Annotated in this window: 12 protein-coding genes and 1 riboswitch; of the genes, 9 read left to right on the forward strand and 3 right to left on the reverse strand. The window is 61.6% G+C overall.

The annotated features are described in order from the left end of the window. Both EK23_RS19460 and EK23_RS19465 read right to left on the reverse strand, forming a co-directional pair. The coding region (locus EK23_RS19460; protein WP_200892194.1) for a FecR domain-containing protein at positions 1 to 1,460 on the reverse strand (1,460 nt) is incomplete at its 3' end. A 93-nt stretch (positions 1,461 to 1,553) separates the two neighbouring features. Then, a complete protein-coding gene (locus tag EK23_RS19465) occupies positions 1,554 to 3,713 on the reverse strand; it encodes a CHASE2 domain-containing protein (RefSeq protein WP_045227077.1) in 2,160 nt (719 codons plus the stop codon). Positions 3,714 to 4,132: 419 nt separating this feature from the next. On the opposite strand from EK23_RS19465, the gene EK23_RS19470 reads away from it, so the two are divergent. The 9 genes from EK23_RS19470 (at position 4,133) to EK23_RS19510 (ending at position 13,276) form a co-directional block, all read left to right on the forward strand. Next, positions 4,133 to 4,564: a hypothetical protein gene (locus EK23_RS19470; protein ID WP_145998748.1), complete on the forward strand. Its 432-nt coding sequence runs from the start codon at positions 4,133 to 4,135 to the stop codon at positions 4,562 to 4,564. Positions 4,565 to 4,890: 326 nt separating this feature from the next. Then, a riboswitch (TPP riboswitch) is annotated at positions 4,891 to 5,007 on the forward strand. A gap of 60 nt (positions 5,008 to 5,067) precedes the next feature. Continuing rightward, the gene (thiC, locus tag EK23_RS19475) at positions 5,068 to 6,942 is read left to right on the forward strand and encodes a phosphomethylpyrimidine synthase ThiC (protein ID WP_045227079.1); all 1,875 of its coding nucleotides are present in this window, start codon (positions 5,068 to 5,070) and stop codon (positions 6,940 to 6,942) included. A gap of 25 nt (positions 6,943 to 6,967) precedes the next feature. Continuing rightward, entirely contained in the window at positions 6,968 to 7,594 is a 627-nt protein-coding gene (locus EK23_RS19480; RefSeq protein ID WP_045227080.1) for a hypothetical protein, read from the forward strand. Between the two features lie 61 nt (positions 7,595 to 7,655). Beyond that, positions 7,656 to 7,907: a YceK/YidQ family lipoprotein gene (locus tag EK23_RS19485; protein ID WP_052808372.1), complete on the forward strand. Its 252-nt coding sequence runs from the start codon at positions 7,656 to 7,658 to the stop codon at positions 7,905 to 7,907. Positions 7,908 to 7,909: 2 nt separating this feature from the next. Next, entirely contained in the window at positions 7,910 to 8,464 is a 555-nt protein-coding gene (gene ampD / locus EK23_RS19490) for a 1,6-anhydro-N-acetylmuramyl-L-alanine amidase AmpD (RefSeq protein WP_045227082.1), read from the forward strand. 94 nt (positions 8,465 to 8,558) lie between these two features. Continuing rightward, positions 8,559 to 9,755 (forward strand): succinyldiaminopimelate transaminase, encoded by a 1,197-nt coding sequence (gene dapC / locus EK23_RS19495; RefSeq protein ID WP_045227083.1) that lies wholly within the window; start codon positions 8,559 to 8,561, stop codon positions 9,753 to 9,755. A gap of 65 nt (positions 9,756 to 9,820) precedes the next feature. Then, complete coding sequence (gene dapD / locus EK23_RS19500) at positions 9,821 to 10,636, forward strand: 2,3,4,5-tetrahydropyridine-2,6-dicarboxylate N-succinyltransferase (RefSeq protein ID WP_045227084.1); 816 nt, start codon at positions 9,821 to 9,823, stop codon at positions 10,634 to 10,636. Between the two features lie 135 nt (positions 10,637 to 10,771). Further along, positions 10,772 to 11,173 carry a hypothetical protein gene (locus tag EK23_RS19505; protein ID WP_045227085.1) on the forward strand — a complete coding sequence of 134 codons (402 nt, stop codon included), beginning with the start codon at positions 10,772 to 10,774 and terminating at the stop codon, positions 11,171 to 11,173. Between the two features lie 198 nt (positions 11,174 to 11,371). Then, complete coding sequence (locus tag EK23_RS19510; protein WP_045227086.1) at positions 11,372 to 13,276, forward strand: DCC1-like thiol-disulfide oxidoreductase family protein; 1,905 nt, start codon at positions 11,372 to 11,374, stop codon at positions 13,274 to 13,276. 55 nt (positions 13,277 to 13,331) lie between these two features. Here the strand turns inward: EK23_RS19510 and EK23_RS19515 are convergent, their stop codons facing one another. Next, complete coding sequence (locus EK23_RS19515; protein ID WP_097991043.1) at positions 13,332 to 14,564, reverse strand: glutaredoxin family protein; 1,233 nt, start codon at positions 14,562 to 14,564, stop codon at positions 13,332 to 13,334. Positions 14,565 to 14,567 lie beyond the last annotated feature (3 nt).

Here is a 14,567-nt window from a genome sequence, read left to right on the forward strand (position 1 = left end):
GGCCGATTTTCCGCCTGTTTCTTGATGGCGTCGTAGAACCAGGGGGTGGGGTCCTTGGGGTCGTATTGCTTGGCCAGGTCGTACTGGCCCTGGGCGGGCTTGGAGCGCTTCTGCTCGTAGTAGGCTTTGCCCACATAGCTGCGGGTAAGGCTGTCGTTGGGATCAAGGCTGGCGGCGAGTTCGAGTTCCGCAGTGCCGGCTTCCAGTTCTCCCCCTCGAATCTGTGTCAAGCCCCGCCCGAAATGGGCCAGGGGGTCGCTGGGATCGGTCCTCAGGGCGGTGTCGAAGCTGGTTTGCGCGGCATCACTATCCAGGTCGGCCAGTTGGGTGAAGCCGAGCAGGGTCCAGCCGCGGGCGAGGGCCGGATTCAGTTCGGTGGCGCGCTGCGCGGCCTTGTGAGCGCCACGACGGTCGCCGGTGGCGTCCAGCAGTTCCGCCAGCCGGGTTTGGACCAGGCCGTTGTCGGGGGCGAGTTCGGCGGCCTTTTGCGCGGCGGCAAGGGCGCCCGGCAGATCGAACTGGGCCTGACGGACATAGGACAGGGCGGTCCAGGGCACGGGCGAGGCGGGCTGTGCCTGGGTGGCCTGCTCAGCCAGGAGCAGGGCCTGGTGTCTATCGCCGCGGGTCAGGGCGATGACAGAGCGCAGGGCTTGGGCTTGGCCCAATTCGGCCTTGGGAATCTGGGCGATCAGGGGCTGGGCCTCGTCGAGGCGGCCTAGGCTCAGCAGCAGGGAGGCGCGCAATGCCACATGGGCGCTGCCGTCGGCTTCCAACTCGCGCAGGGCGCCGAGGCTGTCGCCGGCGAGGTAAAGGGATGCGGCGCGCTTGACGGCGGGGTCTGCCGCGGCCTTGCGCAGGGTGGCCAGGTCGATCAGGGGCGGATAGTACAGCGCCCACTGCACGGCGTCCTCGGGGGCGATGACAATCTTGCGCAGCGGTGCCTGTCCGGCCTGAGCGGTGGCGGTCTGTCCGGAGTCGAGGGTCACCGAGCCCTTGGGGTTGGAGGCCTCGACCCGGCCTTCGAAGACAGTGACCTGGCCTTCGGCCTCGCCGCTGGCGACCAGGAACTCGGTGCCCTTGATGGCGGCGTTGATGAAGGGAGTCTTGACGTCGAGGGAACTGGGGGTGCGGCTGCGCAGGTAGATCGCGCCTTTCAGCAGATCCAGCCAGGAGGGCATGCGGGCGTTCAGCCCCGAAAGCACGATGGTGGTGCGCTGATCCAGGGAGAGATAAGTCTCGTCATTCAGCTGCAGGGTCGCACGGCTGCGCTCCAGCGTACGCACCCGGTCTCCGGCGCACAGCTTCTCGGCGTTGGCGGCTGGGTGCCAGTCCCCACGCGCGCCTTGGCTCTGGACAGCACCTTGTATGACGACCAGGCGTGCGACTGCTTCGGTGCACGCGCCTCCAGCCTCTTCCGCGGCAACCAGCCCGGCAAAGCCTGCAAGGAGCAAACGAGTCAACGAGATTCGGCGAATCACTGGCATCCTCTTCCGTTTTCCCTGTCGCCTTCGGGGATTCTATGCCCCTCGTCCTTCCCAATTCAAGCGTGTCGATCAGACGGGATGCGCCGGTGCCGTCTTCGATGTGACGATGGCGCTGCCTGGCGGTCCGCCTTCTGGATCGCTTATGCGGGCGGCGGCGGCATCCCGGTAAAAGCGGGTGGGTCCATCTTCCGGGTATTCAATCGCCAGCAAGGCAAATTTAGCCAGCGCATCGCTCCATTCGCCTCTCTGATAGAGCTCCAAGGCCCCCTCGAATCGATCGATCATCAACGGCAGATGTTCCGGTGCCTCCTGTTTCTGGCAAAGCAGTTCGACCACGGAAACCGGTTGGACTTTGCCTGCCAGCAGAAATGAACCCAGGCGCCGCACCAGGAAGCCATCAATGCCCTGGGTCAGACCCTCTGCCAGCAGAATGTGTGTGCCCAGCAGTTTGTTGAGCGCCTCCAGCCGAGCGGCGGTGTTGACGGTATCGCCCACCGCGCGGTATTCGCCGTGGTCGCTCGCGCCGACGAAGCCGACGCGCATCTCGCCACAATGCAGGCCCATGCGAATGGGCAGCACGATTCCGTTGTCTTGCTCAAAAGCCGACAGGGCCTGGCGGATTTCCAGCGCCGCAGAGAGAGCGCGTCGGCGAAGGTCGAGGTTGCCGTCCTCGCCGGTCCAGATTGCCATCATGGCGTCGCCTACCACATCGGATACCCAGCCCTGGTTTCCCGTAACGGCAGGGAAAACACAGGCATAGTAACGGTTCATGAGTTCGCCCAGAGCCATGGGCGGCATGCTCTCCGCCAGTGCCGTGTACTGGCCGGCATCGGTGGCCAGGCATACCCCGAACGTCAGGCGTCCGTCCCAATGGACGTGGCTCTCCGGGTGGATCAACTGACTGGCGACGTCCACCGGTATGAAGCGGCGTATCACAGAGTGGATCTTTCGGTGCTCGCGCGCGCGGGTCATGTAGTTGCCCACCAGACAAGCGAGTAGAGCGACTGGAATTTCCCAGAAAAGGGGTATCGATATCGGTATCCACAGTCCTCTGGACTTGAACAGCATCGCCGCCAGGACCAAATAGGCGGTGGCGGCCAAAATGATCTGCAGGCTGCCTGTGCTGACGGCGCGGGACTGACTCAGCAGGCCAAGCAAATAGCCCCAGAACAGTAGCCACAGGAATTGCTTCTGGTCATCAAAGAACGGTCGGACCTGGCGGTTTTCCAGAAGATTCGCGACGGCGGTCGCGGCCAGTTCGAGCGAACTTACCGGCGAGAATGGGGAATAATAGATTCCTTCAGTGGTGTTGGGCTGGAAATTCTCGGTGAACCCTACCAGCACGACCTTGCCGTGCAGCATGGACGCCAAGTCCGGGTCCACGTCGCCCTCGACCAACTGGTGATAAGGTATTCGCGTGATGGTCCCGGCCGGGCCATAGTGATTGAAATAACGGATCGGATTGCCGGCATAGCTCTCAGCCAGTGCCTGTAGCTGGTGTCCTGCCTGGGTGTCAGTCCCTTCCCGGCGCAACAACTCGGGCTGTTCCAGCAGGGTCTTCGTCAAGCGATCAAGCGGAACGGTTCCACCGTGGCCAGCCGAACCCTCCCAGTCTGCCGCTGCGGCGGAGAGCAGCGCTTTACCGCCGGCCATGGCCAGCCGAAGCTGAAGCAGGATCATGGGCAATGTGGGGCGCTCACCCTGTTCGCCATGCAGGGTAAGAAAACGGTTGGCTTTGGCGCCTTGTACTAGAAGAAATGGCGCTGATGCGACAGCGCTGTCGGCGAGTTCGGAAACCGGTTGCTCCAGCGACTCCGCATAGACGTCCCCTTGAAGGTGCCTGAGCTTGAGGAAGTCGGCGAGTACCACATTGCCAGCTTCGCGAATGGCCGCGGCCAGTTCTTTATCTTCTTCCGGGTGAGCATCGCCAAAGACGATATCGAAGGCAATCAGGTCGGCTCCCGCCGCGTGAAGTCGGCGCACCGCTTGCGCGTGCAGGGAACGGGGCCATCGGGCCGGATCATCGCCGGCTCCGAGGGCGAGGGAGGAGTTGCGGTCGATCCCTATGGTCACCACTTCGGCAGGAGGCTGAATGGCTCCGCGCAACCAGAACAAAAAATCCAGCCCACTCATTTCCTCTAGGACCGACGCGACGGGTGTCAGCCCGAACAGCGCTGCGCTGAGACCCAGAAACAGTCCGAACAGATGCCTTTTCAGATTGCTGGGCACGGGTCAGTACAATTGGCTGAAGACGGGGAGCGCGCCGGGGGATTTAAGGGGGCTAGGATTTGCCGCTGAACCGCTGCGCATGGAAGCTCGCCGCAAGACACATGTAGCACCAGCGCAATCCTGGGCGCCTACACTCCCCCGGGGCTTCGGCGCCGTCGCACCGTACGTCGCTAAACCACCTGGAGTCTTGCGGTATCCGACTTTGTTGGCGTAGCCGGAACTACCCTGCTTGCTGTAATCCATCACCGTTGCTTGAGCCACCTATGTCTGTTCTCCCCATCACGGGAGGGTAATACGCTACAGGTCTATGGTAAATATTTCACAGAAATCGGGAGCGCGGCCCGTTTACCCTGCAAGGGCATCAACCGCCGCGGGTTGAATTCACCTCGCCCCGCGTTGCCCAAACAGACAGCATAGGCATGATCCCGATGAACATGAATCCGCGGCCCCAAAGTGAAGCTCGTCAAGTGTCTCTTGTTGTCTCCTTCGAGGGTGTACACGGAATCCTGGTTGAAATTCAAGCCTATATGTTTGATGCGACAGGGACGCTCATGGCGCGGGCGCCAGTGCGCAAATCCCGGGCTGTCTTCTCGCTGAGTGATGACCTGGAAAAGCAAGTTTACGTGGTTATTGCTCCGCCGGTTGACGAAGCAGTCGACGGTCCGGTAACGCTTGCCAAGATCAGGGCATTTCACGGCTTTGAAGTTCAGACCCGTCTGGACCCATTGCTGAAATCGCATTTCCTGCCCGAGGTTCCGGAGGCGGTGTGGCGCTGGTGGCTCGTGCATTGCCTCTGGCCAGGCTTGAATAGACGTAGCGACTGGCAATCGTCAGCTGCCTTGATTTTGTGAGCCTTATTACTTTGTCGCTGACTGATGCTCCGTCGTCTTGTCAACTTCCTCTGGCGGCTCCGCCACGTTCTTTAAGCGACCTACTATTAACCCGGCCCTAAGTGGCCGGGTTAATGCGGGGCACGGATGCCCCGGCGCGGCCATAGGCCGCGTCAGCCAAGGTCGGGCGCGTAACGACCTTGGCGTCGGCCCGAAATACCCGGAGGGTATTTGGCGCCTGATCAATAAACCAATTCTCCTGTGTTTGCGGGCTTTAGTCCGTGCTCAAGCCGCGGGATCGTTGGGGTTTCTTGCAAATTCCGGTCCGATGCTTTAGCGTAAGCGTCCCGAAAGGCTGGGGGTGCTTCTGTCTGATTCGCCGGTTTGGTGAGGGCAGGGGCTGAGAGACACCCTTCGAACCTGACCCGGTTAATGCCGGCGTAGGAAAGCCCGTCCTCAAGCATTGAAGGACTGAAGTCGTCTCGTTGCGCCCCCTTTTTCCGTTTCCCATCCAGGAGAAAGCGATGAGCGCAGTTCCCCAAGAGTTCCTCCACGAGGCAGTTACCGCCAAGAAGGCCTCCATCCAACCCTTCGCGGCCTCGGAAAAGGTGTACGTTGAGGGGGGCCAGCCGGGCGTCCGGGTGCCCATGCGCAAGGTGTCCCAGTCGGACACGCCCGGCAAGCTCGGTGTGGAAAAAAACCCGCCCGTCTATGTCTACGACACGTCCGGGCCCTACACCGACCCCACCGTCTCGGTCGATTTGCGCGAAGGCCTGCCGGCCCTCCGGGAGAACTGGATCGCAGCGCGCGGCGACACCGAGCAGTTGAGCGGTCCCAGTTCCAGCTACGGGCATCAACGGCAGCACGATCCGGCCCTGGCTCACATGCGCTTCGAGCATATCCGCAGTCCGCGCCGGGCCAAGGCCGGCGCCAATGTCACCCAGATGCATTACGCCCGCAAAGGGATCGTTACTCCTGAGATGGAATTCATCGCCATCCGGGAGAATCAAAAACTGGAGGCCGTGGCGGAGATGTACCGCTTCCAGCATCCGGGCGAATCCTTCGGCGCGTCCATCCCCAAACTCATCACCCCGGAGTTCGTCCGCGACGAAGTGGCCCGGGGCCGGGCCATCATCCCCAACAACATCAATCATCCGGAATCCGAGCCGATGATCATCGGCCGCAATTTCCTGGTGAAGATTAACTGCAACCTGGGTAATTCGGCGGTGAGTTCCTCCATCGAGGAGGAAGTGGAAAAGATGCTGTGGGCCATCCGCTGGGGCGGCGACACGGTGATGGATCTGTCCACGGGGAAGAACATCCATGAGACCCGCGAGTGGATCATCCGCAATTCACCGGTTCCCATCGGCACCGTGCCCATTTACCAAGCTCTTGAGAAGGTGGACGGCAAGGCCGAGGAACTGACCTGGGAGATCTTCCGCGACACGCTGATCGAGCAGGCGGAGCAGGGGGTGGATTATTTCACCATCCATGCCGGCATCCGTCTGCCCTTTATCCCGCTGACCGCCAAGCGCACCACGGGCATCGTGTCCCGTGGCGGCTCCATCATGGCCAAATGGTGCCTGGCTCATCACAAGGAGAGTTTCCTCTATACCCATTTCGAGGATATCTGCGAGATCATGAAGGCCTATGACGTGGCCTTCTCACTGGGCGATGGCCTGAGGCCCGGTTCCATCGCCGATGCCAATGACGAGGCGCAGTTCGCGGAACTCCGCACCCTGGGCGAACTGACCCAGATCGCCTGGAAGCACGATGTGCAGGTCATGATCGAAGGCCCCGGCCATGTGCCCATGCACATGATCAAGGCCAATATGGATGAGCAGCTCAAGCATTGCCACGAGGCGCCCTTCTATACCCTGGGGCCGCTGACCACCGACATTGCCCCCGGCTATGATCACATCACATCCGCCATTGGCGCGGCCATGATCGGTTGGTACGGCACGGCCATGCTGTGCTACGTCACGCCCAAGGAGCACTTGGGGCTGCCCAACAAGCAGGACGTGCGCGACGGCATCATCGCCTACAAGATTGCCGCCCACGCGGCGGATCTGGCCAAGGGCCATCCCGGTGCGCAGGCGCGGGACAATGCCTTGTCCAAAGCGCGCTTCGAGTTCCGCTGGCAGGATCAGTTCAATCTGTCGCTGGACCCTGAAAAGGCCCTTGAATTCCATGACGAGACCCTGCCCCAGGAAGGCGCCAAGCAAGCTCACTTCTGCTCCATGTGCGGCCCGCATTTCTGTTCTATGAAGATCACCCAGGATGTGCGCGACTATGCCCGGGACCATGGCCTGGATGAGAAGGAGGCCCTGGAGCAGGGCATGGCGGAAATGTCGGAGCAGTTCGTGAAGAGCGGCGCCGAAGTGTATCGCAAAGCCTGAACAACATCTCGAGGAGAACCCATCCATGGCCCTGAGTTCCAAGGCCCTGCAAAAAAAGCGCGCCAAGAAATCCGCCAAGCGCAAGGACCTGCGCAAGGCCCAGGGCGCCGGATCGACTATGGGCCTGGCACCGGAGTGGATCGCGGCGGCGCGCTCGCCCATCGCCGACGTGTTCAGCCCGGTGGGCTTGTTCGACGTCGGCCTGGGCTCCATCTGGTTCAGCCGACGGTTGCCCAACGGCCACTACGCAGTGAGCGTGTTCCTGCTCGACACCTATTGTCTGGGGGTCAAGGACGTCATGTTCGGCATCGATACGGCGGAAGCCTACCAGGCGAACCTCAAGGACTTCATGCATGCTTCGGAGGAGGAGTTCGTCGCCCGCGACCCTGCCGCCGTGCGCAAGCTCCTGGAAGACGCCGTGCGTTACGCAAAGTCCCTGGGTTTCGACCCGCATCCGGAATACCGCTATGCGGCCATGATCTTCGGCGATGTGGATGCCTCGGAGTGCAAGGACGACTTCAGTTTCGGCCACGATGGTGTGCCGCATTACGTTCCCGGCACCCACGATTCCCCGGCCTTTCAGCGACGGGTGCGCCAGCGCCTGGAGAAGATCGACATGGACCCGCTGGGACTGATCCTGGACGGACAATAACGTCAGCACCTTGGCGCGGCGAGGACGATTGGCCCTGTTGTGCTTATGCCTGGCGCCGTTGTTGAGCGCGTGCGGTACCTTCCTGTCCCACGACGGGCCTAGGGCGGACGCACCGCGCATCTACAGCGGCGTGCGCCTGGACGTTGCCGCATGGCAGCATGATGACGCCTATATAGAGCGCTATAAACTACAGCGCCCCGGCTATCCCCTGGCCGACCTGCCACTGAGCTTTGCCCTGGACAGCCTGTTGTTGCCGCTATGCATCTACCGCAGCATCTATCAGTGGCTGGCGGTGCCTCCGGGAGGCTGGTGAACATGCCGGAGCCAATGATTCAAGCCGGCTGGCTGGAAGGGGTGCGTCACATTCCCTCGCCCAATCATGACGAGCGCCCCGATCCGGAGGACGTCAGCCTGATCGTGGTGCACGGCATCAGTCTGCCTCCGGGCGAATTCGGCGGCGACGGCGTCGAGCGCCTATTCACCAATACCCTGCCAGAGGGCGTTCATCCCTACTACGACACCATCCGGAATCTGCGCGTGGCGGCCCATGCCTTCATCCGCCGCGACGGTGAGGTGATACAGTTCGTGCCTTTTCATCGCCGTGCTTGGCACGCCGGCGTCTCGGAATATCGCGGCCGATCAGTCTGCAACGATTTCTCCATCGGAATAGAGCTTGAAGGCACCGACACCCTACCCTACACCGAAGACCAGTATGGGCAATTGGCCAGCCTCATCCGGGCGCTCTGCGCGCACTATCCAAGCCTTTCGACCGAGCGCATCGCCGGGCACAGCGAAATCGCGCCGGGGCGCAAGACCGATCCCGGTCCCTGTTTCGAGTGGCCAAGGCTGCATGGTTTGCTGGGCTCTTGAACTCGCAGGAAATTTTTCCGCTCATCCCGTATAATCCCCGATCTTTTGAGAATCTGTGCCTCACGTCGTGCCGTCGGGGCAACTCCGTTTTGCCATGAACCCCGATCTTGACCGACTCCAGCCCTATCCATTTGAGAAGCTTGCCCGCCTCAAACTCGGGTTGACTCCGCCAGCGGACAAGGCGCACATCGCGCTGTCCATCGGCGAGCCGCAGCATCCTACACCGCATTTCATCAGCGAGGCGCTGATTGCGCACCTGCACGGGCTGAGCAATTACCCCAGCACCAAGGGCGCGCCGGGTCTGCGAGAGGCGATTTGCGCCTGGCTGTCGCAGCGTTTCCAAATCCCGGCTGAGATTCTTGATCCCGAGCGGCATGTGCTCCCGGTGAATGGCACCCGCGAGGCCTTGTTTGCCTTCGCCCAGTGCGTGGTCAATCGGGCTGAAGGCCCGCTGGTGGCGATGCCCAATCCCTTCTACCAGATCTACGAGGGGGCAGCCCTGTTGGCGGGTGCGGAGCCCTATTTCCTGAACACGACGCGCGAGACGGGCTATCTGCCTGATTTCGACGCCGTGCCCGAGTCCGTTTGGGCGCGTTGCCAACTCCTCTATATCTGCTCGCCGGGCAATCCCACGGGCGCGGTGATGGGCGAGGATACCCTGCGGCGCTTGATCGAACTGGCTCAGCGCCACGATTTCATCATCGCCTCGGACGAGTGCTATTCCGAGCTTTACGCGGATGAAGCCAGCCCTCCACCGGGCCTGCTGCAGACCGCATACAACATGGGGCTCACCGATTTCAGCCGCTGCGTCGTGTTCCACAGCCTGTCCAAGCGCTCAAACGCGCCGGGCCTGCGTTCCGGGTTCGTGGCGGGTGACGCGGAAATCCTGAAGGCATTCCTGCTCTACCGCACCTACCACGGTTGCGCCATGTCCTTGCCGGTGCAGCAGGCGAGCATCGCGGCGTGGTCCGACGAGGCCCACGTGCGCGAAAACCGTGAACTCTACCGGCGTAAGTTCGAGGCGGTGCACGGCCTGCTGGCCGGGGTGCTGAAGGTGGAAAGGCCCCCCGCCGGCTTTTACCTGTGGCCGCAGACCCCCGTGGATGGCGAGTCCTTCGCCCGCGACCTGTTTGCGCAGGAGCATGTCACCGTGGTTCCGGGCGGTTATTTGTCGCGGGAGAGCGGCGGCATCAATCCGGGTAGGGATCATGTGCGCCTGGCCTTGGTGGCGCCCCTGGATGAATGCGCGGAGGCGGCCCGGCGCCTGGTCAGCTTCGTGAAATCCCTTTAGCGTCGGCTGCGCGCAAATCAGGCGGCCCATTCCCGTCCAATGTTCTAAGGTAAACGAGAAAACCCATGTCCCTAGAAAACATCATCAATCAGGCCTTCGAGAACCGGTCCGAATTGTCGCCCTCCAGTTGCAGCGCAGAAATCCGTGACGCCGTGGAAACTTCCCTAAACCTGCTGGACAAGGGCGAGCGCAGGGTGGCGGAGAAGGTGGACGGCCAGTGGGTGGTCAACCAATGGCTGAAGAAGGCTGTGCTGCTGTCCTTCCGCATCAATGACAACCGCGTCATGGATGGCGGCCCGACCAAGTACTACGACAAGGTGGAGCCCAAGTTCGGCAGCTTCTCGCCGGAAGACTTCCGCCAGACCGGCGCACGCGTGGTGCCCAACGCCATCGTGCGCAAGGGTGCCTTCATCGGCCGCAACACGGTGCTGATGCCGTCCTATGTCAACATCGGCGCCTATGTGGATGAGGGCACCATGGTCGACACTTGGGCTACCGTCGGCTCCTGCGCCCAGATCGGCAAGAACGTTCATCTTAGCGGCGGCGTCGGTATTGGCGGCGTGCTGGAGCCCTTGCAGGCCGGCCCCACCATCATCGAGGACAACTGCTTCATCGGCGCCCGCTCGGAGGTGGTGGAAGGCGTGGTGGTGGAGGAAGGCTCGGTGATCTCCATGGGTGTCTACATCGGACAGAGCACCAAGATCTACAACCGCATGACCGGCGAAATCAGCTATGGCCGCATTCCCGCGGGCTCGGTGGTGGTCTCCGGTAACCTGCCCGCCAAGGACGGCAGCCACAGCCTGTATTGCGCGGTCATCATCAAGCAGGTGGACGAGAAGACCCGCGGCAAGGTGGGCATCAACGAACTGCTGCGTGACTGAGTCACTGTGTCGACTCGCGTAAGCGGGTTGGGTTATCCTCAATCATTGTCCCGCGGCCGTGAACGCCGGCCGCGACAGGCCCTGGCCGCTTACAGCGGCCCAGTTAACCGTAATCCGTCGACTAGGAAAACAACTATGAAAAAAGCAATCGTCTTGGCACTGGGAATGCTGTTCTCCGTCGGCGCGCTGGCCAGCGCCGAGCACTACGTCCGCAGGGACGGCGATCACGTTCAGCACCTGAAGATCACCAAGCAGAAGGGCGACACCAACGTGCTTATCGACGTGGATTTCGATCCTTCGTCTATTGAGAAAGACAAGCCGTGTTCCATTGAAATCGCCGGCGAGGCGAAAGTTGTCAGCGAGAACGAACTGGTTCTGAAAAAGCAGGCGCAGGGCGAGGCCCATTACTGTGAGCTCAAGATCCATCTCTCCGGCGACGAGGCCCAGATCGAAGAGTCTCAGGACTGCGCCCGCTATTTCTCCGGCGGCCTGTGCCGTTTCGGCAGCGAAGGCAAGCCGCTGATGCGGGTGAAATAAAACCCGTCCGTCGCAGGGCGAAGCGCTTTCCTCGGCGCACCCTGCCGTCGGCCGCGAGAGAGCGGGGCTGGGCTCCGCTCCTCTTCGCGCCTTGGAGCCTGTCTCCAGCGTCTGAATCTCCCGGGCTGTCTCTGCGGGCTACCGCCCGTGGAAAGCTTGCGGACTTAAAACCATGCAAAATTTGAGGCTTTAGTATCCATGATCAGAAAGCTGCGTGCGCTCATCGTCCAGGGTCTGGAAAAGCAGGTTCCGGCCACGGGGCTCGGGGTGTTCCGCATGCTGTTCGGATTGGTGGCGCTGCAGGAGATCCTGTTCCTGCTGTATTTTCGCCACTTCATCTTCGATCCGGTGCCTTTCATTGACCAGGCCTCGCCGGTAGTGCACCTGTTCCTGGTGCTGTGGGCGGCCGTGGCGCTCTGCCTAAGCCTGGGTTACCGCACCCGCTTCGCCGCGGTGGCCAACTACCTGCTCTGGCTCATCTTCGTGGGCTTCACCCCCATGTGGGAGGAGTTCGACGGCGGCTTCGATCAGTTCATGATCGGCTCCAGCTTCTTCCTCATGTTCCTGCCGGCGGACCGGGCCCTGTCCCTGGACAATCTGCGCCGCAAGCTTAAGTTTTCATCGCCGGGATACCGTTACCAGCCGCCGGATACGGTGCCGGTCCTGGCCTATTACCTGCCCCTGGCTGTCCTGATGGGGCTGCTCTACCTAGACGCCGGCATCCACAAGCTGTCGGCGGAATTCTGGCGCAACGGCATGGGTTCCTGGTTGCCGCCCACTATGCCCTATTACATGTCGGGCCTGGACATGAGTTGGCTGCTGGAGAACAAGCTGGCGGAGCAGGTGATCGGTTACACCCTCATTGCCTTCCAGTTTGCCTTTCTGCCCCTGTTCTGGTTCCGTCGCTTTCGCGTTCCCCTCTTGCTCATCGGGGCGAGCTTCCACACCGGGATCATTCTTTCCCTGAACATCTATCCCTTTGGCTTCGGCATGCTGGTGCAATATGCGCTGCTGGTGCCTTTCGCCTGGTGGCGCGGTCTGGGCGGGTTAGTCCGCTGCCGGAAGCCGAAGGTGACGGTGTTCTATGACCAGCAATGCCCGCTGTGTAACCGCACCGCCATCGTCATCGGACATTTCGATGTCCTCAAGGCGGTGGACTTCAAAGGATTGCAGAGCCACGCCCGCGATTACCGGCAACTGGAAGGCATCGCCGATGAGCATCTGCTCAAGGATATCTATGCCCTGGATGCCTCGGGGCGGCTGTACCAGGGCTTGGACACCTATATCCGCATCCTGCGGGCCATGGTCTACCCGGCGCCATTGGCCTGGCTGATGCGATTCCCGGGCTTCTATCAGATCGGCAAGGCCGTCTACCGGCGCATCGCCGACAACCGCGCGCGCATCGTGTGCGACCTGAGCTGTGCGCCGCCGGCACCGCGCCCGGAGGACGATCTGCTGGCCCGTTATCTTGCGCAGAAGATCGGCACACCGCGGCAGATGGCGGGGCGAATCGCCAAGTTCTTGGTGCTGGTGATCCTGCTCCAGTTGAACAGCACTATCCACTTCGGCATCGTCTACCGGCTCAACGAGGGCCATGCGACCTCGGAGGCGGGGCAGGTGCTGGAGGCCGCCAGCAACGCGGTTTTGCTGCTATCCCATACCTTCCTCGGCATCACGCCCCATGCCCTGTACATGCACGACCACTTCCAGGGCTACAACCAGATTCTCGGCATCACCTACCGCGATGCCCAGGGCCAGGAGCGCTGGCTACCATTCATCAACGAGGGTGGTCGCATCGTCGCGCCCAATTGGGGCCGCATCCAGTCCATGTGGGCCAATGTCGCGGTCACCCGGCATATCAATCCGAAGCGACTGGAGAAGGGGCTGATGCGCGTCACGGCCTTCTGGGGCCACGAAGTGGGCCTGGACCTGAATCAGGCGGAATTCACCGTGAAGCTGAAAGAGATCCGCGTGCCCATGGATTGGGAAGCGGGGCTGCGTGGCTACAATCTGGCCCAAGCCTGGCGTGATGTTGGCACCGTCCGCTGGCGGCTGGGCGCGATGCAGCCGGCGATCGCCGAGTTGGGGCTGCCGCTGCGCTGACCAACTGGCAATTGTGAGATTGCGCGTACCGCTTTTCCAGAATGGCGCAATCGCCTCAGTTGCTCGGATTCAAAAGCAGGTAGATGCCCAAGGAAACCATGACAAGCCCGCTGATCAGCTTGAGCCAACGGCCCTCCTTCTCCTGCAGCCGGCGCTGACTGAGCGTAATCACGCCGACGCCCAGCACCAGAACATCGTCGAACATGTAAGCGACGTTGTAGAGCAGCAAGTATCCGTAGTACTCCGCGCCTTCCAGGTGCCGCAGCGTGAGTATCCGGGTGTAAAGCGCCGGAAACCCCGATGTGCATAGGAATTCGACGATCTGCACCAGAATCGCCAGTACCACGGCGCCAATCATCGCCCCCCATAGGTTTTCCGCCTGCAATATCCGCCGCATCCGTGCGTAGATGCCGGGTTTTGCGGCATCAGGAATCGAAAGGGAAATCCCGCCCCAGCCGTAGGCGACGAAATCCTTGAGATTGATGCTACCGGCCAGAATCGCGATGGCGGCGATAACGATTTCCGAGGCCCTGGACAAGCCGATCAGCAGAAACAGATTGAGCCAGGCCGCCATGAAAATGAAGTAGGCGATCCCCTCCACCGCCACGAAGGTGCCCGCCACGGCAAGCATGCGTATACGCTGGTTCATGGGGGCGAGCAGTGAAATCATGAGGATCAGCACCCACATGGAACAGGGATTGAAACCGTCCAGCAGTCCCATGGCCAGGGTGAATAGCGGTAGCCCTACCTCTTCGACGGAAAGCCGGTGCCCAAGAAATTCAATCTCGAAATCGCTAGTTTGAGCAGCGGCCACCGGCGTTGCCGGCGCGCCTTCGCAAGAGAGGCTCTCCTCCGCCTCGCAACTCCCTCCATCCCCGCCGGCATGCTGCCGCGACGCGGCGGGCACGGAAAGCGCATCGCGGATCATCTTGCCTGTGGTGTCTGCATCCAGGAAACCGACGATCAACTGGCCATTCAAGAAAAATGCCGGCACACGCGGCGTGACATGTTCTTTCTCGGCCAGCACTCTCAGCGTTTCCAGCGCTCCCGGATCGCCGCTGATCTCGTGCTGCTCGATGTTCAGCCCGGGAAATTCCTGTTTCAGCTGGTCGAGGAATGCCTTGGCCTTTGCGCAATGACTACAGCCCTCCCGCACGAACACCTGGATGTCCGCCTGCTTGGATTGCCCGGGAACGTCAGGCTCCGCGATGGCGCCTGAAATCGTAGCCAGCCCAACGCTGGCTCCCAGAATCAGCAGCAGTACCGTGCAAAGCAGTTTTTGCCACATGGT

The organism is Methyloterricola oryzae (assembly GCF_000934725.1).
Taxonomy (GTDB): Bacteria; Pseudomonadota; Gammaproteobacteria; order Methylococcales; family Methylococcaceae; genus Methyloterricola; species Methyloterricola oryzae.

Excerpts from the sequence above, each read along its gene's own strand:
- dapC (WP_045227083.1), top strand. The coding sequence starts at position 8,559 with ATGAACCCCGATCTTGACCGACTCCAGCCCTATCCATTTGAGAAGCTT.
- EK23_RS19470 (WP_145998748.1), top strand. The coding sequence starts at position 4,133 with ATGATCCCGATGAACATGAATCCGCGGCCCCAAAGTGAAGCTCGTCAA.
- EK23_RS19515 (WP_097991043.1), bottom strand. The coding sequence starts at position 14,564 with ATGTGGCAAAAACTGCTTTGCACGGTACTGCTGCTGATTCTGGGAGCC.
- ampD (WP_045227082.1), top strand. The coding sequence starts at position 7,910 with ATGCCGGAGCCAATGATTCAAGCCGGCTGGCTGGAAGGGGTGCGTCAC.
- EK23_RS19505 (WP_045227085.1), top strand. The coding sequence starts at position 10,772 with ATGAAAAAAGCAATCGTCTTGGCACTGGGAATGCTGTTCTCCGTCGGC.
- EK23_RS19480 (WP_045227080.1), top strand. The coding sequence starts at position 6,968 with ATGGCCCTGAGTTCCAAGGCCCTGCAAAAAAAGCGCGCCAAGAAATCC.
- EK23_RS19510 (WP_045227086.1), top strand. The coding sequence starts at position 11,372 with ATGATCAGAAAGCTGCGTGCGCTCATCGTCCAGGGTCTGGAAAAGCAG.
- thiC (WP_045227079.1), top strand. The coding sequence starts at position 5,068 with ATGAGCGCAGTTCCCCAAGAGTTCCTCCACGAGGCAGTTACCGCCAAG.
- dapD (WP_045227084.1), top strand. The coding sequence starts at position 9,821 with ATGTCCCTAGAAAACATCATCAATCAGGCCTTCGAGAACCGGTCCGAA.